Raw genomic sequence first — 19,573 nt, 5'->3', positions numbered from 1 at the left:
CATAATTAACCTTCTTCCGGCTTAAACTCTAACGAAACACCATTCATACAGTAGCGTTGCCCGGTAGGCTTCGGGCCATCACCAAATACATGACCTAAATGCCCACCGCAGTTACTGCAATGAACTTCAGTTCTAGTCATAAATAACTTTTTATCAACCGAAGTCTCAACTGCATCATCCATTGGTGCGTAGAAACTAGGCCAGCCAGTACCGCTATTGAACTTAGTTTCCGAACTAAATAGAGGTTGACCACAAGCAGCACATACGTAAGTTCCTTGGTCATAATTTTTATCCAAAGAACTTGTACCAGCAGCTTCAGTACCATGCTTCCGCAACACCTTAAACTGTTCTGGTGTCAGTTCTTGCTTCCACTCTTCCTCAGATTTACTAACTTTGAATTCACTACTTGAAGTTGTCATAATTACTGAAATTCCGAAATCAATAGCCTATATAACTATATTTAACCGCAATAATTCGTTACATAACACTATCTTAAGTAAGGGAGAGGGGGAAGAGTTAGGAGTTATTTGATTTTAGATTTTAGATTTTAGATTTGAAGTTGAATGTATGTTGCTTCTAATACCGTTTCTGTATAAAGATGCGCTTAAATCAGCCCACCTGCGTGGGCTTTGTAACTGTAGCCCCAGCCTTCTAGGCTGCGGGTGATTAGCGCAACCTAATACTAATCTCCTATCCCCTTGCAATCTATTTCCAAAAAAAGTAATTCACATTACAATATAGACTTATTGCATTTTGCATTAAGAAGGTTTTTGCTATCTTGGTAAAATGGGTGTAGTTGCTTTTATGTAACCATTCTCATTTCCCTAATCGATTAAAATTCTGTAAATATACTAATTATCAGGAGTTAAGCTGTGAGCATTGAGACTCTTGTTCAACAAGCCAACCAGTCATCTACCCCTTTTAATAAAGAAAGCTTTGATGAAGTTGTCATGTCCACTTACGGACGTTTCCCTATAGCCTTAGAAAAAGGTGCTGGATGCCGTTTGTGGGATACAGCAGGAAAAGAATATTTAGATTTTGTTGCCGGAATTGCTACCTGTACCTTGGGACACGCCCATCCCGCATTGATAGAGGCAGTTACCCGACAAATTCAAACAATACACCACGTTTCAAATTTATATTACATTCCCGAACAGGGAGAATTGGCGCGTTGGATAGTTGATAATTCCTGTGCCGATAAAGTCTTTTTCTGTAATTCCGGTGCCGAAGCAAACGAAGCGGCGATCAAATTGGCGCGAAAATACGCTCATAGCGTTTTAGATATCGATAAACCAATTATTTTAACGGCAAAAGATAGTTTCCACGGACGCACTTTAGCTACAATTACCGCAACAGGACAACCGAAGTATCAAAAAAACTTCAAACCTTTAGTGCCGGGATTCCATTACGTACCTTATAACGATATTAATGCCGTAGAAGAAGCAATTAGCGAGTTGGATGAAGGTGATTATGGTGTCAGTGCTATCTTGTTAGAACCGTTACAAGGAGAAGGCGGCGTTCGTCCTGGAGATGTAAAATATTTTCAAAAGCTACGTTCGATTTGCGATGAAACTGGTATTTTATTAATTTTCGATGAAGTACAGGTGGGAATGGGACGAACTGGTAAATTGTGGGGTTACGAATACCTTGGAGTTGAACCGGATATTTTCACCAGCGCCAAAGGTTTAGGTGGTGGTATCCCCATTGGTGCGATGATGGCAAAGAAATTCTGTAACGTACTTGAAGCAGGAGAACACGCTAGCACCTTTGGCGGGAATCCATTTGCTTGCGCCGTGGCGATCGCCGTCTGTCATACTTTAGAGAAAGAGAATATTTTAGAAAATGTAACCCAAAGAGGCGAACAATTGCGCCAAGGCTTACAAAATATTGCTGCAAAATATCCCGAACATATTGCCGAAGTACGCGGTTGGGGTTTAATTAATGGAATGGAATTGCAGGCAGATATTGAGTTAAATGCTATTGATGTAGTCAAAGCTGCGATGGAAGAAGGCTTACTGTTAGTTCCAGCAGGGAAGAAGGTTATTCGTTTCGTTCCACCGTTAATTGTTACGGAAGCCCAAGTAGATGCTGCGTTGCAGATTGTTGATCGAGTTATGAAGCAGGTTGTAGGTTAGAGGTCAAAGGTTAAAGGTTAGAGGTTTTGTAGAAAGTTGTGGGAGAGAAGTTATTGTTTTCCCAAACTTTCCGCAAAATCTGAAATGAATTTGGTGAAAATCTAAATTATCATTTAATAATTGTGGCGGGTATTGATATGCGTGCATTTTCCTTTATAAAGCGGAATTTTTTCGGTTCAAATGCTGATGACAAAGGGACTATATAGACGCAACAGAGCCGTGCTATTTATGTTATGGTATAAGGCATAAGATTGAGTTCGGTGGTTCAGTTTGTTTGCTGCCTGTATTGCAGACTTCTCCGGATGTAAATCTCATCAAATTGTTAATTCTGGAGACGTTGTATGTCGATTTACGTAGGCAATCTCTCTTATGAGGTTGTAGAAGATGAGCTAAAGCAAATCTTCCTCGAATATGGAGAAGTAAAAAGTATTTATTTACCAATGGATCGTGAAGCAGGGCGTATTAGAGGTTTTGCGTTTATTGAAATGGGATCTGATGCAGAAGAAGCTACAGCAATAGAATCCCTTGATGGTGCTGAATGGATGGGGCGGAGTCTACGAGTAAATAAAGCCAAGCCAAAGCCAGAAAGAAGCGCTTCCGGTGGTGGTGGTAGGTGGTAAGTGAGTGATGTCGAACGATATAATAGACGTTACCTTACTCGATTGAAACATTATTTAACTTTTGAGTATAAAGGGCATACAATTAGAGTTTGCCCTTTTTTTGCTCGCAGTTAATGCTAATCTTGACACTTGAGCATTAATTGTCATACCCGACAGCGTTACTTTAAATTAGGAGAAAGAATGACCCAAATAGTTGTAGGCGAAAACGAAGGAATCGAATCAGCATTGCGTAGATTCAAGCGCGAAGTTTCTAAAGCTGGTATCATGCCCGATATCAAGAAACATCGCCATTTTGAAACGCCTCTACAAAAACATAAGCGCAAGGCGATCGCCAGATCCAAGCAGCGCAAGAGACGCTTTAAGTACTAAAGACAATAAACAAAATTGTCTAAAATTTTCTTGGTTTTTGCAAGAATTAGTTAGTTGAGCATTGTGGTAGGTCAATTATCAGTCATCAATAATCAATTATCAATAAAAATTAATAATTGTTAATTGTTCATTGGTAATTGTCTTCCCTTTTTGCTTTACAGTTTTAGTTGTTTAAAGAAGACGTTCCCGCAGCACAAGTAGGGATATTATTTTGAAGCTTAGGCTGTGGAAGCAGAATAGATCGCTTCTTAGTATCTGACAAATTTCTTTCGATATACATATAAGTCATAAATATAACAGGCATTAAGCAAAATATTCCAAAAAACCAAGCAGCAGAAAATTTTGATTTATCTTGAGATTTCACATATTGCCTGTTAAGAGTTCCCTATTCTTGATTCAAGCTACAAACTTTTTACAGCAAGCTCTAATTAGTTATAAAAAACTTTACTTATATCATTAACTGTGTTTTTACGCTTCCTCTGTAGACAGAAACTATGCTCGAACTGTTTTCAATCAATGGGAAGATGGATGTAACAAGCTCAAGTGTTTAGATTGAAACGATTGATATAAATAGTTTCTAAAAATAGGTAAACACTATGGCATCACAAAATGGTAAAAATAAATTACGCTATGCAGTTGTAAGCTTAGGTTGGATTGTTCAAGAAGACGTTTTACCAGCATTTCCTAATACTAACAATTCTGAATTAGCAGCATTAATTTCTGGTGATGAAACTAAACAGGAAGAACTAGGTAAAAAGTATGACGTTCCTGCTTACACCTACGAACAATACGAAGAATGTTTGAAAAAAGAAAATATTGATGCAGTATATATCGGCTCCCCAAATCATCTGCATCTCGAACATACAGTCAGAGCGGCTAAAGCGGGAGTACACATTCTCTGCGAAAAACCGATGGCGGTAACAGAGGATGAATGCGAGCAGATGATTAATGCTGCAAAAGAAAACAATGTCAAATTAATGATTGCTTATCGTTTGCATTTTGATAAAGCAAACATGGAAGCAGTAAAAATAGCTCAATCGGGACAAATCGGCGAACCCCGCTTTTTTGATTCTGTATTTTCTCAACAGGTTGAGGAAGGAAATATCAGATTGACGGAGCCGCTTGAAAACGGTGGTGGTTCGTTTTATGATATGGGCATTTACTGTATTAATGCAGCGCGTTATTTATTCCAAGATGAACCTACAGAAGTATTTGCTTTCATTGCTAATAACGGTGAAAAACGCTTTGAAAAAGTCGATGAAATGACAAGCGTTGTCATGCGTTTTCCCAAAGAAAGACTAGCTAATTTTACAAGTAGCTTTGGTGCATCTTCTACTGCAACTTTACGATTAGTAGGAACAAAAGGGGACTTGCGGATGGATAGCGCTTATACCTATGCAGGCGATTTAAAACAAGAAATTACTGTAGACGGCGAAAAACAAGAGCAGTCATTTTCAGCAGGAGATCAATTTGGTGCAGAAATTCAATATTTTTCCGATTGCGTATTAAATAATAAACAACCCGAACCTTGCGGAAAAGAAGGTTTAGCAGATGTTCGTATTATGCGTGCGATTCTTGAATCAGCACAATCAGGAAAGCCGGTAAAACTAGGTGAATTTAAAGTAGAAAAAAGACCAACTATTGAGCAAGTAATTCAGCTTCCCGGTATTGATACACCAGACAATTTTGTAAATGCTAAAGATATGCAGGGGAATGGGTAATAGGGAACAGTGAACAACTGAATATAAGTCTTGATGTAGAGACGTTGTAATACAGCGTCTTTATTTTTTATGCGTAATAATACTTAGTTTGGCTGTAATTTGCGTATTTATAACTTAGGGGATTTAAATAGTAATTATTTAAGTAAAAACCGATAAATCTACTTATATAAATAACGATTCCAAACTATGGAAAATTAATCAAAAAGGTAAAGCGCCAGATTATATTTAAAATTTCTTACAATTCATTTAGGATTGCTATAGTAATTTAGCGCTCTTATAATACACTCATCTGCTTAAGGACAAGACTTAGGCAGTGACAAGGGAAAGTGTAATCTTCTAGACATTAAAATCCCCCCAACCCCCCTTTTTAAGGGGAGCTTTGCGTAAGTAAAATTTGTATTGTAGTCAACCAAAAACCGCTGTTAAATTAATTCCAAAGCGATAATTGATCGTTGACATAATTGATAATTGATTCACTCCCATTCTTTAAATTCACTATTAATATTGCGAATCAGGACATTTAACTGTTGACGGCGACTTTCAAAGTTGGCTGCAATGAAAATCAATGTAATTCCCACTAGTAAACCTACTACCCATTTGAGGAAAGGATAATCCAGGGTAAAGATTACTAAATGATAGAAAGCTGTAATTAAAAATGATGCCGTGCCAATATACAAAAAGGCACGTATTCTTAATGCTAATCCCGCGAATATCGCAATCAAACTAAAGATTCCTGGGATTAAAAATGTATTTTGATGGAATAGAGTCGCATATCCACAAATCATGGAGCTAGCTAATATTCTTAACCCGTGACGATATGCTTTGTTTTGCGGTAGTTTGAGTTGCGAATCAAATTGAGCAATATATAGTAACGATAAGCCGATTGAGGAAATATACCACAAAGCATCGGTTAAATTTAAATCGATAAACCAACGATACAAAACCCAATTTACTAATCCTAAACTGATATAGGTAAAGCGGAATTTTGTTGTAATCTTAGCGATGAAAATATAGTATCCGGCTACAAGTAATAAGGAAATAGAATAAATTTGTATTCTGGTTTCCCATAAATAAAATAACGGCAGAATATATGCTGTTATTTGCCAAGGTTTTTTACGCCAGCCCCAACGCTCCCACGGTAAAATGTAGACGAAATAACCGATTATGCAGGAAACTCCTGCTATCCAAGGACGTATTTGCTGTAAGAAAACGCTGACTATCGAAGCTGGTGGTATAAAGTATCTGAAACAAGCAATTTGGATTAAACCGATATAAACCCAAATATCTGCTTCTACAATCTTTCTCGAATTTGGTTGCGATGGTAATTCCTCGCTATTTCTTCCTTGTCTTCCTTCAAATATTGCGTAGCGACTTAATAATAATCCCGTTGCTAATGCCAATTTATAGGCTTCTACAGGATTACCCATTGTCGCTATTAATAACACGCTACCCAAAGCCCAGTGAAAATGGGCAAACATCTTTAATTCTTGGTAACTTAGCTTTAAATAACTTGTTAACCAGCTCGATAATGAACGATAAGCATAGGCAATACCTGTAGCTAGGGTAGCTAAAATAATCCAACCATCACCAACTGCACCACCACTAGCTTGCTTAAGTTGATAGAATAACAGTTCGTATGCAGCTATTGATACCCCGATAAGTCCTAAATACAGCAGCGGCTTTAATTCTTTATTGCGTCTTCCAATACTAATTACAATCCAAGCAACAGCCAGCGTCAATAAACCAGTCCAGTTATCAAAAGTGTTATAGCGCAGCAACACCCCGAAACCCGCATATAACAATGGTAGAATGCGCCAGCGGTTGGGAAGTTTTCCAGAATAGTGCTTACTTTGCAACAATTTTCCTAAAATTTGCGTAATCAAACCTAAACCAATATTCCCAACAGCAAGATAAATGAGTTGGGGTGAGCCATCATTGGTAACTTGATATACCCCAAACTCTAATATCTCAATCAGGTACAATTGCAACAATTCCACAGCCCACCCGATACCGTAAAATGTCCAGTTTGTGAATTCGTAGAAATGGCGAAAAGATAAAGCTGCTAAAAGAATAACGCCGGAAATTGCACATAATAAGATATTAGATTCAGCAAACCAGTAAATCGAAATTGCATGGAAGCTTAAAAATAACAACTCGCAACCGCAAAGCGTACTTGCCCAAAAATCTGTAGCGACTGCATATATAATTGCTAATTCATTTCCTCGCTGCAACAATTTGCGAATTAGCCACAAACACAGAGTAATAACCGCAGTCAATACAAACCAACCTGCGTAGGTTAAAGAAAAACTTTCCCATACCGCAGCAGCAATGAAACTTAAACATAAACCTACCGTAATTACCGCAAATTTTTGATGTTTTAAGTATCTTGCATTAACAAACATCACTGCTGTACCAACAGCTAAACTTATTAATCTAGTTCCCGGTAGCGTTAAAGTTAAGAATTGAGCAAATATAATCGCCAAAACACTAATTTTTTGCTTATTTTCTTTTCCTTCCCTACTACGACTAGCAATAGCTGTAAGGGTTACGGGCGTGACTAACCAAGTCAATCCCCAACTTGATTGATTTATATATTGATTTATATAAATACCATTCCCAGGCGATTCTAAATTCGTCAACAACAGCAAGTAACTCAAACCCGCAAGCGCCAAACCTATATACGATGCAGTCTCTTTCCATATTCCATCACCAACGCTAAATAACCACTCCGCTACCATTACAACCAAACAAACAACTGCCCAAATTTGTTGTGAAAGACTGGGGAAAAATAAATTTATCCAGGAAAAAAGGGTAAGTATTGCGGTGATGTGAGTTAGGTAAATGAGGGGAAGTAGGGAGGAGGGAGAAGGTATTTTGTGAAAGTGTTGGTGGGTGACGATGAAGAGGGTAATTGTAGATAACAGTAAGTTGAGGGAGCGTAATGCAGGATTTTCTAATGCGATTACGGTTAAAGCAAGTCCTAAAATAAGGGTTAATATTTCGCCAAAGCTTGCTAAATCGAGTTTATTTATAGTGTTCTCTCTGCTTCTCAAATTATCTGTAAACGCCAACATAAAAATGATATAGGGGAAAAGCCCTATACTCAATAATGCCCAAGGATTATTTTGAGAATTAGTAAATTGAGTAGCAGTTGTAATAATTGAAGATTGAAATTCATCGGGTAATAATCGCCAACCTAACCAAGTTGATTGCAAGCCAATCGCAAAGAAAGCTGTTAAATCTCTTCTTAAACTATATAAATTTAAGCGACTGTGGAAAAACCACAAACCCAAACCGCTAACAGCAATGGCTTGTAAAGGATTACTCCAAACTGTTACAAACCAACCGAGGAATAGTAAGATGCCGCCAATAGTTTGCCCTGGGAAGGTGGTGAGTCCACTCGCGTGGGTCGTCTCCCTCGGTTGAGCGAAGTGGCGAACCCGAAGGGGGAGAGATGGGGATGGGGAGATGGGGGGAGAAATTTCTTTTTGTTTCTTTGTCTCCTTGGCTTCCCGTTGAGCTAGCCAAGCTATCAACCAGCCGCAAATACCAATAGCTAAACCTAGTTGAGCAACATTTATTCCAGCACCAATAATTGCTCGTAATAACAATATTATTGAGGAGTAAATAATTACGGCAGCAGGTACATTTTTACCCCAAGAGAATTGATCTAGTTTATTTTTTTCTACCCCCTCTTTCTTAGAAGCTTGAAGATTTTGAAAAACGGTAATTATAGCTGTTCCAATAAAAGCTAAATAAACTGCAATTAAGGGGAATCCGGAAAACTTCCAACCACAATGCAGGTAACTTAATCCGAGAATATTTATCAGAGTTAATTTAAAATTTAACTTACTAACTGGAACATTTCCGGCAAATATTGACTGCTTGGAGAGTAATGCAGTTATTCCCGTTAAGATAATTGCAGCAATACCAACTAAAACCAAGCTTATGGGATTCCGCCACAAACCTAAGCCATCCATTGCCCAAAAGTTGATGGGAATCAGTAGCATTGTGACAATATGCAAAGCGCCACTCGTCAACTGTAAATTTGCTTGTATAGCAGTCCAGAAACTTAGCCCAAAGAAACTTAAGGTATAAGCGAATAAAACCCCATATTGTAACAGAGGCGTAAATCTTTCCCACTGACTTGCAGCCAGCGCACCAGAGGAAACTACTACTGTGAACATTCCCAAAAAGAGCAGCCAACGAACGCTGAATTCTGCAATAAGCGATCGCCACATGGTACTGACTAAGCTTGGTGTAGCAGCTACTTTCGGTTTCTCCGCAGGTTTACGAGGTTCGGCAGCAACCGTCTGGGTTTGCCTTTGGGGTGCAAATTGAGGCTGTAGAATTACGCTACAAGTAAGATATTCCCAGCAAACCTGTTTAACTTGAGCGTCGGATATCAAATTCAAACGCAACCATTCATCAAGCCCTTGTAATAAATGCGGATGATCGGAAGGAAGCCTGACTTCAAAACTAAGCGGGCGATTAAAGTTGGATGACATAATGTAACTCACCCTCGTAAAACAATATATACATCATTCCGTAGATGTATACCTTCGTGTAAGTTGTTTATGACACTTCGCGGGTTGAATCAAATATTTATGCAGATCCATAATTGTCACACAATTTGCATTTTTTTGGAGGCACCCAGCGGGATAATGTATCCGCTTCCAATTCTATAAATGGTTTCAAAAGCAGTTAATCGTTTGTTCAAATTGATGCTATCTTTTTAATAACTGTTGAACTTACCGATATTTAGTATTGAACAGTTGTAAAATATTTATTAAATTTAATGGTGCTACCGTTTATAATTATAGGTTTTGTAGGGTTTGAATTATTTGGCTGGATTTTCCATAAATATGTGATGCATGGAGTGTTGTGGAGCATACATAAAACCCACCATCATAAAAATGAAACATTTCTTGAACTGAATGATTGCTTTTCAGTTATCTTTGGTTCAATCGCGATGGTTTTAATTGATACTTATATAGATAATTTTCAACCGGGCTTTTGGATTGGTGTTGGTATAGGGTTATATGGATTCGTATTTTTTATATTGCATGATGTATTGATTCACAGACGTATTAGACATAAATACAAATTAAAGAATAAATTATTTGTTGCCTTGCGGGAAGCTCATCAAGCTCACCATAAGCACAATCAAAAAGAAGATGCGGTTTCTTTCGGTTTGCTTTTAATTCATCCAAAGTATTTTAAAGAGAAATCGGAAAGAGATTAATCTTTTTTGGCATCTGGCATAATTTGTCCAGATGCCTTAATTATATTTAAATTCTATTTAACCTAACGTTTCAATTTTCTGTTTCTCATTTTTATACATTTCCTTAAACAGTTTCTGCTGTTTTTTATGCTCCACAATTGGTTCGGGATAACCAACAGCTTGACGTTCTAAAGGTGTAATTTTTCCTGTTACTAAATATTCGGTATCCATTGAACTCAATTCTGGTACCCATTGCCGAATATATTCACCTTCAAAGTCAAATTTTTGGGCTTGAGATGCAGCATTAGCTTTTTGAGGTAAAAAGCCGAACAAGCTAAATGCAATAAATATGGGGAAAATTTTTTTATTCATCAAAAATTAGGTAGTAGAACTACTGAAGTTTTCGGGAATCCGGCTATTGTATTTGTAGCAAATAACATCATACTACTTGGGAAAAATCTGATGCCAAATACTTTCGTAACACTACAACAAGGCTCAACAGGTCCAGATGTGTTTAGATTACAAGACGCATTAAAACAGCTTAATTATTATTCTGGCGCAAGTGATGGTAATTTTGGACCAATAACAAAGCAAGCTGTAATTGATTTTCAACAGGCTCGTGGATTAACTGCTGACGGAATCGTTGGTCCAAGTACATGGTCTCAGATAAATATCTTAGTGCGAAATCAATGGCGACGGATGAATGAGTCAGAAGAAATCGAGGAAATTAAATCCTTGATTGATAGTCCCATTGGTGTAGCTGCACTAAATCAGCTAGCTTTAGAAAGGTTTATTAGTGGTTTTGGTTGTACCCGCAGTTTTTATGTTAATAAACTATATGGCAGGGAGCAAACTCTAATGCGCGTGGAATGCGATCCATCAGGAGGTATTTCTGCGGCGGTTGGTTATCATGAAGTTCGAGTAAGATTCAATCGATTTGAAGGTCATCTTGAAGGTTTTGATATAGAACGTTTTTCTGAAGAAAGTGGTTCTCCTATAATCCAATTACCTGAAGATTAAACGCAAAGGGGCGCGGAGGGAAGCGCAAAGGAAGGCAGAGGGAGATAAAGATTTTTCGACATCTGACACAATTTTGTCCAGATGCCTTAATTATGATTAACCTAACGTTTCAATTTTCTGTTTCTCATTTTTATACATTTCCTTAAACAGTTTCTGCTGTTTTTTATGCTCCACAATTGGTTCGGGATAACCAACAGCTTGACGTTCTAAAGGTGTAATTTTTCCTGTTACTAAATACTCAGCATCCATCGAACTTAATTCTGGTACCCATTGCCGAATATATTCGCCTTCAAAGTCAAATTTTTGGGCTTGAGATGCAGGGTTAAAAATCCTTACTGGTTTGGGGTCCATTCCACTGGAAGCACTCCACTGCCAACCACCATTATTAGATGATAAATCCCCATCAATTAATCTTTGCATAAAGTATTTTTCGCCTAATTGAGGATTAATTAATAAGTCTTTGGTAAGGAAACTGGCAACAATCATCCGACAGCGGTTATGCATCCAGCCCATTTCATTTAGTTGTCGCATTGCAGCATCAACAATCGGATATCCGGTTTTTCCTTCACACCAAGCTTGAAAATGTTCATCGTTATTTTCCCAAGGAAAGTTTTTGAAAGCATCCCGATATGCACCAGATGCTAATTCCGGAAAATTATACATTGCGTGTTGATAAAATTCCCTCCATGCTATTTCTTTTTGCCAAGTACGAATATTATTTTCTAACTCGTCGCTGCGGCTATTTTCTAGAGCGTCTTCGGTGGCTTTCCATACGGTACGAATGCCGATCGCACCAAATTTCAAAGCTGCACTTAATCTTGATGTACCATCTATTGCCGGAAAGTTTCTTTGTTCCTGATACTCATTAATATTGCTATAACAAAATTCTTCCAACCTCAGCAGCGCTGCTTCTTCCCCAGGTTCAATAATTAATTCTCCATCCCAGTTAAATCCTAAATATGAGGCCGTCGGTAATTCAACTGCTCCCGCTTTGATTGCCGTTTCTTCTTCTTCCGCTGTCAAACCCTCAAATTTATCGGCAATTTCCACCGGAGAACCTTTTGGTTTACTAATCCAATTTTTCCAAAAAGGAGTATAAACGGTGTAAGGAGTATCGGAACCAGTACGTATTTCTTCTGGTGCTTTTAATAATTGATCCCAATTCTTTTCTAAATATTCAATTCCTTGTTCCCTAAGCGCATCGATAACGCCTGCATCTCGCTGTTGAGAATATGGTTCCACATCCCAATTCCAAAATACGGCTTTACAATTTAAAGCACCAGCTAATTTAGGAATTGCTTGCAGTGGATCATCCCAAAGTATCAATAATTGACTACCCAATTGGGCGTATCTTTCTTGAAGTTTCTGCAAACAGCCAATCATATAAGTTACCCTAACTGCTGCAACATCATCCCCCTTGAGAATATTAGGATCGAGACAGAAAACACCCACCACCTTACGAGTTTTTTCTAATGCAGCCGCTATTCCAGTATTATCAGCAATCCGTAAATCGCGACGATGCCAAAACAAAATTAAATCGGACATATATCTGAATTAAATAGTTCTATTGTACTAAAGTGTAGACAATCAAATACAATAGCATCTTTTGGAATTTGGGAATAGGGCATTGGGGATTGGGCATTGGGAGCATCAAGTTTTAATACAGAAAATAAAATAAGGCCGCTGTTTGTTACAGCAACCCCGAAAATAAATATTAATTGACTAGTTAAACTTTAGGATTAATTTATTCATCAATCCAAAATCCAAAATCCAAAATCCAAAATTACCTTTAACCTTTAACCTCTAACCTTTGCCCTACAATTTGCGGCTGCTGTTGTTGAGCCATGTTTTGAGGAGCTAATTCTCCATTCAAGCCGTATTTAACTAAGCCCATATACTCATAAATCATCATCATTGCTTTTCTGCTTTGAGTTAAATGGGGAACGGGGCTTTTGTGCGGAATCACTTCAAAACCGACGTTGCGAAATGTTAAGAGCGATCGCAACATATGAGGAGGATCTGTGACTAAAATAATGCGGTTAATTCCTTGAGGCTGTAGCACGGAAGCTGTAAATAAAGCATTTTCTTTAGTAGTTTGAGAACAGTGTTCTTCGTTGAGTGCTTCTGAAGGAATACCAATACGTTCTAATTTATTTACTATTTCGGTTCCATCACCAGAGCCACTAGCGAAAATCAAAGGCGCTCTTTGCGATTCCCAAAGATTTGCAGCAACCTTAACTCTGGAATTTCTAAAAGCTTCTCCGCGTCCTAAAATAACAATAGCATCTGCGGTTTGACCTCTATCTGGAGGTATAAATGCAACTAAACCTTTATTTGCTACAGCGGTAGTTAAAGGAAATTGAGCGCTAAAATAAGTTACTAATAATAACGTTCCGAATCCACTCCACAAGCGTTTCCAACGAAATCTGGGAACAATCCAAGGTAGGAAAATCAAAAATAACAGTGGCAATACTACGAGAATTGGAGTCATTAGCCAAGTGGCGATCGCGGATTTAATTTCAAGCCACTGGCTAATAGGACGATGACATAAAGAAGGATCAAGCATTGGATTTTTTTTGTTAAGAAATATGAATGCTCTTTTCTGCCATATTAAACCACTTTTCTGCGGAGATGCTCGTTTGTTTCAAAGCCTTCCTACAACTATTTTCAGGGAGATACAGTTTATACAGGGAATTGATTTAATGGTTGATAATTTAAACTACTAATTCTGGATCAAAATTAATTAAATAAAGCTTATTTTGCCCGGAAAATCTTGTTTAATTATGTCCGGAATTATGTAACTTGAGATACATTTACATTAGTTTTGCAACAATCAACTGCTTATATCTATCTAAAAGTATATTTCCTGCTTCTTGTAAGTTTTTCCCAAACGAAATAATACCTTCTTCATCAAATCTCCTGGGGGTCTGAAACCCTGTTCTTATAGAACGGATTTATATTAAAGATTAACATCTCACAAAGAAAATGGTAGAATGTGAGAATGACACAAAAATCTTTCAAGTACCGTTTTTATCCGACTCCTGAGCAAGAAACCTTGCTTCGGAAAACGATGGGATGTACTCGATTGGTCTATAACCGCGCTCTCGCAGCAAGGACTGAAGCATGGTATGAACGACAAGAGCGCGTAGGTTACGCTCAAACTTCTAGTCTGTTGACAGATTGGAAAAAGCAGGACGAATTTAGCTTTCTTAATGATGTTAGCTGTGTGCCGTTGCAGCAAGGACTGAGACACTTGCAAACCGCTTTCAGCAACTTCTTTGCAGGCAGGGCGAGATACCCAAATTTTAGAAAGAAGCGAAACGGAGGTAGTGCGGAATTTACCAAATCGGCTTTTAAATGGCGTGATGGTAAATTGTTCTTGGCTAAAAGTTCTGAAGCTTTGGATATCCGATGGAGTCGAGCTATTCCCGACAATGCCATACCCTCCACTGTTAACGTAAAACTCTCGTCTTCTGGACGATGGAGTGTTTCGTTGTTAGTGGATATTGAAATTGAACCATTGCCAGAATCTCCTAATAGCATTGGGGTGGATTTGGGCATCACTAGCCTGGTAGCTTTAAGTACGGGGCAGAAAGTTGCAAGCTCTAAAAGTTTTAAGGCAAAACGGAACAAACTGCGTATTGCCCAAAAATCTTTGAGTCGCAAGCAGAAAGGATCTAATAATCGCCATAAATCCCGACTTAAAGTTGCTAAAGTCCATGCTCAAATTAGTGACGCTAGATATGATTTCCTCCATAAGTTGACAACTCGGTTGGTGGGAGAAAACCAAACCATCGCCGTAGAAGACTTGGCTGTGAAGAACATGATGAAGAACCGAAAACTCTCCCTTGCCATCAGTGATGCTAGCTGGGGGGAATTGGTCAGGCAACTTAAATATAAGTGCGACTGGTATGGTCGCACATTGATTGTAATTGACCGATGGTTTCCGAGTTCTAAGCGATGTAGTAGTTGTGGACATATCGTTGATAAATTGCCATTAAATGTACGAGAGTGGGATTGCCCCAAATGCGGAGCGCACCACGACCGGGACATCAACGCAAGTAAGAATATTTTGGCTGCGGGACTCGCAGTTTCAGTCTGTGGAGCGAACATAAGACCTTATAACCTTAAGGTTAAAAGGCAGTTGCAAAAAACCCGTAAGGGAAGGAAACAGAAACCTAAGTCGTGAGTCTTAGGAATCACCGTGGCTTTAGTCCGGTGAGGATGTCAAATTCACCAATTAAACCCAATTCATAAAGCTTTAAACGCCATTGGTTGAGTTCTGCTATCTCATCGAAACTTACTGGTTCTGAATTTAGCCAGTTACACTGATATTTTATATAACCTTCGTCAATCATTTTTTATTTGGTAATTGGTAATTGCTAATGGCGGATGGGGAACAGTTATAAGATTACAATCTAAAGCGCCCAAATTAGCGAGGGTTTCGGGAATCTAAAATTTTGTGTCATTCCTAAACCGAGCAGTATTCCCATCATTCCTCGCTCGTAACTACTAACTGTTAACTGCTAACTGTTAACTATTGAGTGATAATTGATAATTGATAATTGTTAACTGAATAACCGATAAATGTGTCAACTTCTAGGAATGAACTGCAACACTCCCACTGATATTTGCTTTTCCTTTGAAGGCTTTTCGGCTAGGGGGGGTAAAACTGACGATCATAAAGATGGTTGGGGTATCGCTTTCTTTGAGGGGAAGGGTTGTCGGATTTTTATGGATGCTAAATCTTCCGTTAATTCTCAAATTGCGGATTTTGTCAGACGCTATCCGATTCATTCGACTCATGCGATCGCGCATATTCGTAAAGCAACTCAAGGTGAAATTGTTTTAGAAAACTGTCATCCTTTCCGTAGGGAATTATGGGGTAGGCATTGGGTTTTTGCTCATAATGGCGATTTGAAAGATTTTGAATTACCATTTATGGATTTTTACCAACCAGTAGGTAATACTGACAGTGAGAAGGCTTTCTGCTTGATTTTAGAAAGTTTGAGACAGCAGTTTCCAATGGTGAAACCACCTTTAGAGTCATTACTCACAGTTATCAAAAGAATCACTAACAGAATAGGCAAACATGGAATATTTAATTATCTATTAACTGATGGCGAACACTTTTTTGCTTATAGTTCAACCAAACTTTGTTACATTGTCCGCAAAGCACCCTTCGAGAAAGCTCATTTAATCGATGAAGATGTGACGGTGGATTTTAACGAATTAACTCAACAAGGCGATCGAGTTGCTGTCATCGCGACTACACCCCTCACAGATAATGAAGTTTGGACGCAAATTCAGCCGGGAGAGTTACTCACATTTCTCGATGGGGAACCCGTTAAGGAATTTTAGATTGTGGATTTTGGATTTTGGATTGGGAGTGATGAGTTGGGAGTTAGAAGTTAGGATTTAAAAATTACAAAAATCTAACCTTTAATCTTTGAGCTTTAACCTTTAATTACGAATTAACTTCCATCCTGTTGTAATTCTATGATGCGTCCATTTTATATAAGGAGTAATAAATAGTCGAATCAAGAAGGGAATAATAACTATTGCTCCGACAACAGCTAAAATTATTACTTTGATGGCGATAGTTTGCAGTTCTTGGATTGAGTTTTGTATTCCTAAAATAATTTCTTGATAATATGCTTGATTTTGCTCAAAGTTGGAAATGCTGCCAATTGCTTCATTAAATTTGCCCAGTATATCAAAGTTATTAACTAATATATTTTTTACATCTGTTAGTCCGGGTATTAAAATATCAAAACTAGGAATAGTAGGTAATTCAAAAGGTAATCTTGCATCCGGAAATTTAATATCGGGTGTTTGAATATTTACCGGAATATTATTAACTCTCTGGGAAACTTCTGATAAAGACTTTTCTAAATTGCGAATTGGCTCCATAGAATTATTTAGGGAATTGGCAGAATTACCAAATGTAGCCGTCATTCCTGAAAAAGTGCTGTTGATTGTATTTACAGAACTGTGTGCTAAATGGTTTACGTCAAAAAGTATATTCAGAAAAATCATTATCCAAACAATCGGGATAAAAGCAGTAAAAATCATCCATAAGCCTTTAATTTTATTTACAATCATTTAATTATCTCCAAATTTATCGGCTTTTTAACAACAAAATTTGTAAAAAATTTACTTTAACTAGCTACGAATGAAACAAATATATTTTTACCTGTTCCCCCTGTCAATCTATCTATAGTTTATCAACTAACAAAAATAAAGTTAATATATGTAAACTTAGTAGAGTAATTATAGTTACCCCCGCAGCTATATCAAGTTAAGATGATTACTTATATATTTCATCGAATCGCTAATTTATACCCTAAGATACAAGCCTTTTGATAAAAGAAGAGAAATAATTAACTTATATCTTAAATTTAGATAATTAATAATTTTTCTGGCAAAATGACTTTAGAAGAATTTAAAGAATTAATAGAAACATTGGATAAATGTCCTGCTTCCTTACCTTTGTCGCTACAAGGTTTATGGATCGATAGAAAAATTGGCTGGGATGAAGCTCATGATTTTTTGGGAGATGCTAGCGATACTGATAGCGCTTGGGTTCACGCATACTTGCATCGTAGGGAAGGCGATTTGATTAATGCTCGCTACTGGTACAATCGCAGCGGTAAACCAGAATCTAAAGTAAGTTTAGATGAAGAATGGGAGCAAATAGCTTCAAAATTACTCGCAAAGGTTAAATAAATATGGATGCTCAAGAATTACAGCGACGTTACGATGCGGGGGAAAGAGATTTTTCAGGAGTAAATTTAGTTAAAGCTAAGTTAATTGAAGCTAACTTAGTTGGTATCAATTTGTTTGCAGCCGATTTAACAGATGCTAATTTAGCAAAAGCCAAATTATGGGGTGCTAATTTAGGAGGTGCTAACTTCGCGAATGCTAATTTGATCCGAGCTAACTTGAGCGGTGCAAATCTCAAAGATGCCAATCTCCGGGGAGCCAAGCTTAAGTACACTAAAATTTATGGAGCTAATCTTGACAGAGCTTGCTACGATGACAGCACTCGCTTCACTCCGGATTTTGACCCAATTAGTAATAAAATGCAGAAGTTTTAATCAATATTAGCGTTCACGTAGTGCGGCTCAGCGTGACGCGGTAGCGTCATACAGTTATCAATAACTTCTAATTTCTAAGTTCTAACTTCTAACTTCTAACTTCTAACTTCTAACTTCTAACTTTTAACTCCTATTTCAGATTTGTAATCCAAAATTAAAAAAATTTAATAAGAGTTGTATCTTTCTCCTATGTTTATACAAAAAAACGCCTCTAGGAAGACGATGTAGAATTAATCTGCTTGATTCCCAGAAGCGTTATTTTTTATTTATTTAACTTATTTAACTTTGAAGTTTTAGAAGCGGTTGTTTCGACGACCACCACCGGATGAGCTTCTGTCTTCACGAGGTATAGCTTTGTTGACCTTTAGACTGCGCTCCATCCATTCTGCTCCATCTAAAGCTTCAATAGCTTTGTCTTCATCGGCTTCGGATTCCATTTCGACAAAAGCAAAGCCTCGGACGCGACCTGTTTCGCGATCGGTAGGAATGTGAACCCGTTTAACAGCTCCATACTCGGCAAAGACTTCACTTAAGCCTTCTTGACTAACTTCGTAAGATAAATTACCGACGTAAATTGACATATTTTGATTGTCTTCTCAATGATTGTTGTGTTTAGAGAGACAAGATTATTGGAAAAGAAATAGCTCAATACTTTATGGAAAAACCTTTGATACTGAATATCAACTTAATCGTTAATCTTTTGGTTCTCAGGTTTAATTATAACATTCTTTCTGCACGATCGCGAATCCGATCAAACTTGCAAAATTCTTTAGTCGCAAAATAAATACTATATCTGGAAATACTCGGTTTCCCTTAAAAAGTAGGGCTGTAAGTCTTATAAAAGTTGGCGCTGAGGTAAACAAGGAACCGTTGTTACTTTAGCCTTTGGCTGCAATAATTTGAAGAAAGAAAACTGCCACAATATAAGCCAGCAGAGGAACTTGAAGATATTTGAAAGATATTTTAGACCAAGACGAACAATTAAATCGTAAATAATAATTTCTGTTTCTATCCGTTAAAGTGTTACCATAGTATGTATGAAAATTCAAGCCTTAGATATTCGACCTGGCGATCGCATTATTGCCTATTTCAATAATAAGATGCAGGTTTGTACAGTGAAGTACGTCTCTAATCCCGAGCTAACTAACATCGTGCTATCGGTATTCGTTGGCGATCGTTATCGCCATTCAAGCTCTGGAACAATTACATTTAAACCGGAAGCTTTACTCGAATTGACCGAGAAATATAAGGAACAAGAGCCTAGTATGGCGGTGGAAACTGTCAACGAAACTTAAAATTCCTGCTCGGATTTTAGATTTTGGATTTTAGATTTTAGATTTTAACAACGGATGCTTTTGTTTTGCTTTAAGTTGAGCCAGTCCGG

At 37.7% G+C, this 19,573-nt stretch carries 18 protein-coding genes and 1 pseudogene; 11 read left to right on the top strand and 8 right to left on the bottom strand.

Going from position 1 to position 19,573, the window contains the following annotated elements; genetic code table 11:
* Positions 1 to 5: 5 nt before the first annotated feature.
* The gene (gene msrB, locus ACM03V_RS13185) at positions 6 to 419 is read right to left on the bottom strand and encodes a peptide-methionine (R)-S-oxide reductase MsrB (RefSeq protein ID WP_414621240.1); all 414 of its coding nucleotides are present in this window, start codon (positions 417 to 419) and stop codon (positions 6 to 8) included.
* Positions 420 to 872: 453 nt separating this feature from the next.
* Here msrB and ACM03V_RS13180 point away from each other — a divergent pair, with 453 nt between their 5' ends.
* The 4 genes from ACM03V_RS13180 to ACM03V_RS13165 all read left to right on the top strand — a co-directional run bounded on the left by ACM03V_RS13180 (position 873) and on the right by ACM03V_RS13165 (position 4,845).
* Positions 873 to 2,135 carry an aspartate aminotransferase family protein gene (locus ACM03V_RS13180; protein ID WP_414621239.1) on the top strand — a complete coding sequence of 421 codons (1,263 nt, stop codon included), beginning with the start codon at positions 873 to 875 and terminating at the stop codon, positions 2,133 to 2,135.
* 341 nt (positions 2,136 to 2,476) lie between these two features.
* Positions 2,477 to 2,755, top strand: a complete 279-nt coding sequence (locus ACM03V_RS13175) for an RNA recognition motif domain-containing protein (RefSeq protein ID WP_414621238.1) — start codon at positions 2,477 to 2,479, stop codon at positions 2,753 to 2,755.
* A 180-nt stretch (positions 2,756 to 2,935) separates the two neighbouring features.
* The gene (rpsU, locus tag ACM03V_RS13170) at positions 2,936 to 3,124 is read left to right on the top strand and encodes a 30S ribosomal protein S21 (RefSeq protein WP_015121075.1); all 189 of its coding nucleotides are present in this window, start codon (positions 2,936 to 2,938) and stop codon (positions 3,122 to 3,124) included.
* A gap of 596 nt (positions 3,125 to 3,720) precedes the next feature.
* On the top strand, positions 3,721 to 4,845 hold the full coding sequence (locus ACM03V_RS13165; protein ID WP_414621237.1) for a Gfo/Idh/MocA family protein: 1,125 nt from the start codon (positions 3,721 to 3,723) through the stop codon (positions 4,843 to 4,845).
* A 473-nt stretch (positions 4,846 to 5,318) separates the two neighbouring features.
* Here the strand turns inward: ACM03V_RS13165 and ACM03V_RS13160 are convergent, their stop codons facing one another.
* Positions 5,319 to 9,353 carry a DUF2157 domain-containing protein gene (locus ACM03V_RS13160; RefSeq protein WP_414621236.1) on the bottom strand — a complete coding sequence of 1,345 codons (4,035 nt, stop codon included), beginning with the start codon at positions 9,351 to 9,353 and terminating at the stop codon, positions 5,319 to 5,321.
* Positions 9,354 to 9,643: 290 nt separating this feature from the next.
* Here ACM03V_RS13160 and ACM03V_RS13155 point away from each other — a divergent pair, with 290 nt between their 5' ends.
* Entirely contained in the window at positions 9,644 to 10,090 is a 447-nt protein-coding gene (locus ACM03V_RS13155) for a sterol desaturase family protein (RefSeq protein WP_414621235.1), read from the top strand.
* A 57-nt stretch (positions 10,091 to 10,147) separates the two neighbouring features.
* Here the strand turns inward: ACM03V_RS13155 and ACM03V_RS13150 are convergent.
* Positions 10,148 to 10,375, bottom strand: a pseudogene (locus tag ACM03V_RS13150) (FAD-binding domain-containing protein); the annotation flags it as partial.
* Positions 10,376 to 10,531: 156 nt separating this feature from the next.
* Here ACM03V_RS13150 and ACM03V_RS13145 point away from each other — a divergent pair.
* The gene (locus ACM03V_RS13145; RefSeq protein ID WP_414621234.1) at positions 10,532 to 11,089 is read left to right on the top strand and encodes a peptidoglycan-binding domain-containing protein; all 558 of its coding nucleotides are present in this window, start codon (positions 10,532 to 10,534) and stop codon (positions 11,087 to 11,089) included.
* A gap of 96 nt (positions 11,090 to 11,185) precedes the next feature.
* Here the strand turns inward: ACM03V_RS13145 and ACM03V_RS13140 are convergent, their stop codons facing one another.
* The gene (locus ACM03V_RS13140) at positions 11,186 to 12,634 is read right to left on the bottom strand and encodes an FAD-binding domain-containing protein (RefSeq protein WP_414621233.1); all 1,449 of its coding nucleotides are present in this window, start codon (positions 12,632 to 12,634) and stop codon (positions 11,186 to 11,188) included.
* 244 nt (positions 12,635 to 12,878) lie between these two features.
* Complete coding sequence (locus ACM03V_RS13135; protein WP_414621232.1) at positions 12,879 to 13,655, bottom strand: YdcF family protein; 777 nt, start codon at positions 13,653 to 13,655, stop codon at positions 12,879 to 12,881.
* 435 nt (positions 13,656 to 14,090) lie between these two features.
* On the opposite strand from ACM03V_RS13135, the gene ACM03V_RS13130 reads away from it, so the two are divergent.
* Complete coding sequence (locus tag ACM03V_RS13130) at positions 14,091 to 15,278, top strand: RNA-guided endonuclease InsQ/TnpB family protein (RefSeq protein WP_414621231.1); 1,188 nt, start codon at positions 14,091 to 14,093, stop codon at positions 15,276 to 15,278.
* A gap of 10 nt (positions 15,279 to 15,288) precedes the next feature.
* Here ACM03V_RS13130 and ACM03V_RS13125 read toward each other — a convergent pair whose 3' ends face one another.
* On the bottom strand, positions 15,289 to 15,447 hold the full coding sequence (locus ACM03V_RS13125; RefSeq protein ID WP_414621230.1) for a hypothetical protein: 159 nt from the start codon (positions 15,445 to 15,447) through the stop codon (positions 15,289 to 15,291).
* Positions 15,448 to 15,676: 229 nt separating this feature from the next.
* Between ACM03V_RS13125 and ACM03V_RS13120 the strand changes: the two genes are divergently transcribed.
* Positions 15,677 to 16,450, top strand: coding sequence for a class II glutamine amidotransferase (locus tag ACM03V_RS13120; RefSeq protein ID WP_414621229.1), 774 nt, complete (start codon positions 15,677 to 15,679; stop codon positions 16,448 to 16,450).
* A gap of 102 nt (positions 16,451 to 16,552) precedes the next feature.
* Here the strand turns inward: ACM03V_RS13120 and ACM03V_RS13115 are convergent, their stop codons facing one another.
* Positions 16,553 to 17,194: a hypothetical protein gene (locus ACM03V_RS13115; RefSeq protein WP_414621228.1), complete on the bottom strand. Its 642-nt coding sequence runs from the start codon at positions 17,192 to 17,194 to the stop codon at positions 16,553 to 16,555.
* 324 nt (positions 17,195 to 17,518) lie between these two features.
* Here ACM03V_RS13115 and ACM03V_RS13110 point away from each other — a divergent pair, with 324 nt between their 5' ends.
* Both ACM03V_RS13110 and ACM03V_RS13105 read left to right on the top strand, forming a co-directional pair.
* Entirely contained in the window at positions 17,519 to 17,818 is a 300-nt protein-coding gene (locus ACM03V_RS13110) for a hypothetical protein (protein WP_414621227.1), read from the top strand.
* 2 nt (positions 17,819 to 17,820) lie between these two features.
* Positions 17,821 to 18,189: a pentapeptide repeat-containing protein gene (locus tag ACM03V_RS13105; RefSeq protein ID WP_414621226.1), complete on the top strand. Its 369-nt coding sequence runs from the start codon at positions 17,821 to 17,823 to the stop codon at positions 18,187 to 18,189.
* Between the two features lie 293 nt (positions 18,190 to 18,482).
* On the opposite strand, the gene ACM03V_RS13100 is transcribed toward ACM03V_RS13105, so the two are convergent.
* Complete coding sequence (locus ACM03V_RS13100; RefSeq protein WP_414621225.1) at positions 18,483 to 18,770, bottom strand: RNA recognition motif domain-containing protein; 288 nt, start codon at positions 18,768 to 18,770, stop codon at positions 18,483 to 18,485.
* 456 nt (positions 18,771 to 19,226) lie between these two features.
* On the opposite strand from ACM03V_RS13100, the gene ACM03V_RS13095 reads away from it, so the two are divergent.
* Positions 19,227 to 19,484 (top strand): hypothetical protein, encoded by a 258-nt coding sequence (locus ACM03V_RS13095; RefSeq protein WP_414621224.1) that lies wholly within the window; start codon positions 19,227 to 19,229, stop codon positions 19,482 to 19,484.
* Positions 19,485 to 19,573 lie beyond the last annotated feature (89 nt).

The sequence above is a fragment of the Calothrix sp. CCY 0018 genome, assembly GCF_963920925.1.
In the GTDB taxonomy this organism is placed as follows: domain Bacteria; phylum Cyanobacteriota; class Cyanobacteriia; order Cyanobacteriales; family Nostocaceae; genus Rivularia.
This window is presented reverse-complemented; position numbering and strand designations above follow the sequence as displayed.

Coding starts and splice junctions, on each gene's coding strand:
- ACM03V_RS13125 (WP_414621230.1), bottom strand. CDS start 15,447: ATGATTGACGAAGGTTATATAAAATATCAGTGTAACTGGCTAAATTCA.
- ACM03V_RS13175 (WP_414621238.1), top strand. CDS start 2,477: ATGTCGATTTACGTAGGCAATCTCTCTTATGAGGTTGTAGAAGATGAG.
- ACM03V_RS13140 (WP_414621233.1), bottom strand. CDS start 12,634: ATGTCCGATTTAATTTTGTTTTGGCATCGTCGCGATTTACGGATTGCT.
- ACM03V_RS13100 (WP_414621225.1), bottom strand. CDS start 18,770: ATGTCAATTTACGTCGGTAATTTATCTTACGAAGTTAGTCAAGAAGGC.
- ACM03V_RS13105 (WP_414621226.1), top strand. CDS start 17,821: ATGGATGCTCAAGAATTACAGCGACGTTACGATGCGGGGGAAAGAGAT.
- ACM03V_RS13110 (WP_414621227.1), top strand. CDS start 17,519: ATGACTTTAGAAGAATTTAAAGAATTAATAGAAACATTGGATAAATGT.
- ACM03V_RS13120 (WP_414621229.1), top strand. CDS start 15,677: ATGTGTCAACTTCTAGGAATGAACTGCAACACTCCCACTGATATTTGC.
- ACM03V_RS13135 (WP_414621232.1), bottom strand. CDS start 13,655: ATGCTTGATCCTTCTTTATGTCATCGTCCTATTAGCCAGTGGCTTGAA.
- ACM03V_RS13115 (WP_414621228.1), bottom strand. CDS start 17,194: ATGATTGTAAATAAAATTAAAGGCTTATGGATGATTTTTACTGCTTTT.
- rpsU (WP_015121075.1), top strand. CDS start 2,936: ATGACCCAAATAGTTGTAGGCGAAAACGAAGGAATCGAATCAGCATTG.
- ACM03V_RS13095 (WP_414621224.1), top strand. CDS start 19,227: ATGAAAATTCAAGCCTTAGATATTCGACCTGGCGATCGCATTATTGCC.
- ACM03V_RS13130 (WP_414621231.1), top strand. CDS start 14,091: ATGACACAAAAATCTTTCAAGTACCGTTTTTATCCGACTCCTGAGCAA.
- msrB (WP_414621240.1), bottom strand. CDS start 419: ATGACAACTTCAAGTAGTGAATTCAAAGTTAGTAAATCTGAGGAAGAG.
- ACM03V_RS13155 (WP_414621235.1), top strand. CDS start 9,644: ATGGTGCTACCGTTTATAATTATAGGTTTTGTAGGGTTTGAATTATTT.
- ACM03V_RS13160 (WP_414621236.1), bottom strand. CDS start 9,353: ATGTCATCCAACTTTAATCGCCCGCTTAGTTTTGAAGTCAGGCTTCCT.
- ACM03V_RS13165 (WP_414621237.1), top strand. CDS start 3,721: ATGGCATCACAAAATGGTAAAAATAAATTACGCTATGCAGTTGTAAGC.
- ACM03V_RS13145 (WP_414621234.1), top strand. CDS start 10,532: ATGCCAAATACTTTCGTAACACTACAACAAGGCTCAACAGGTCCAGAT.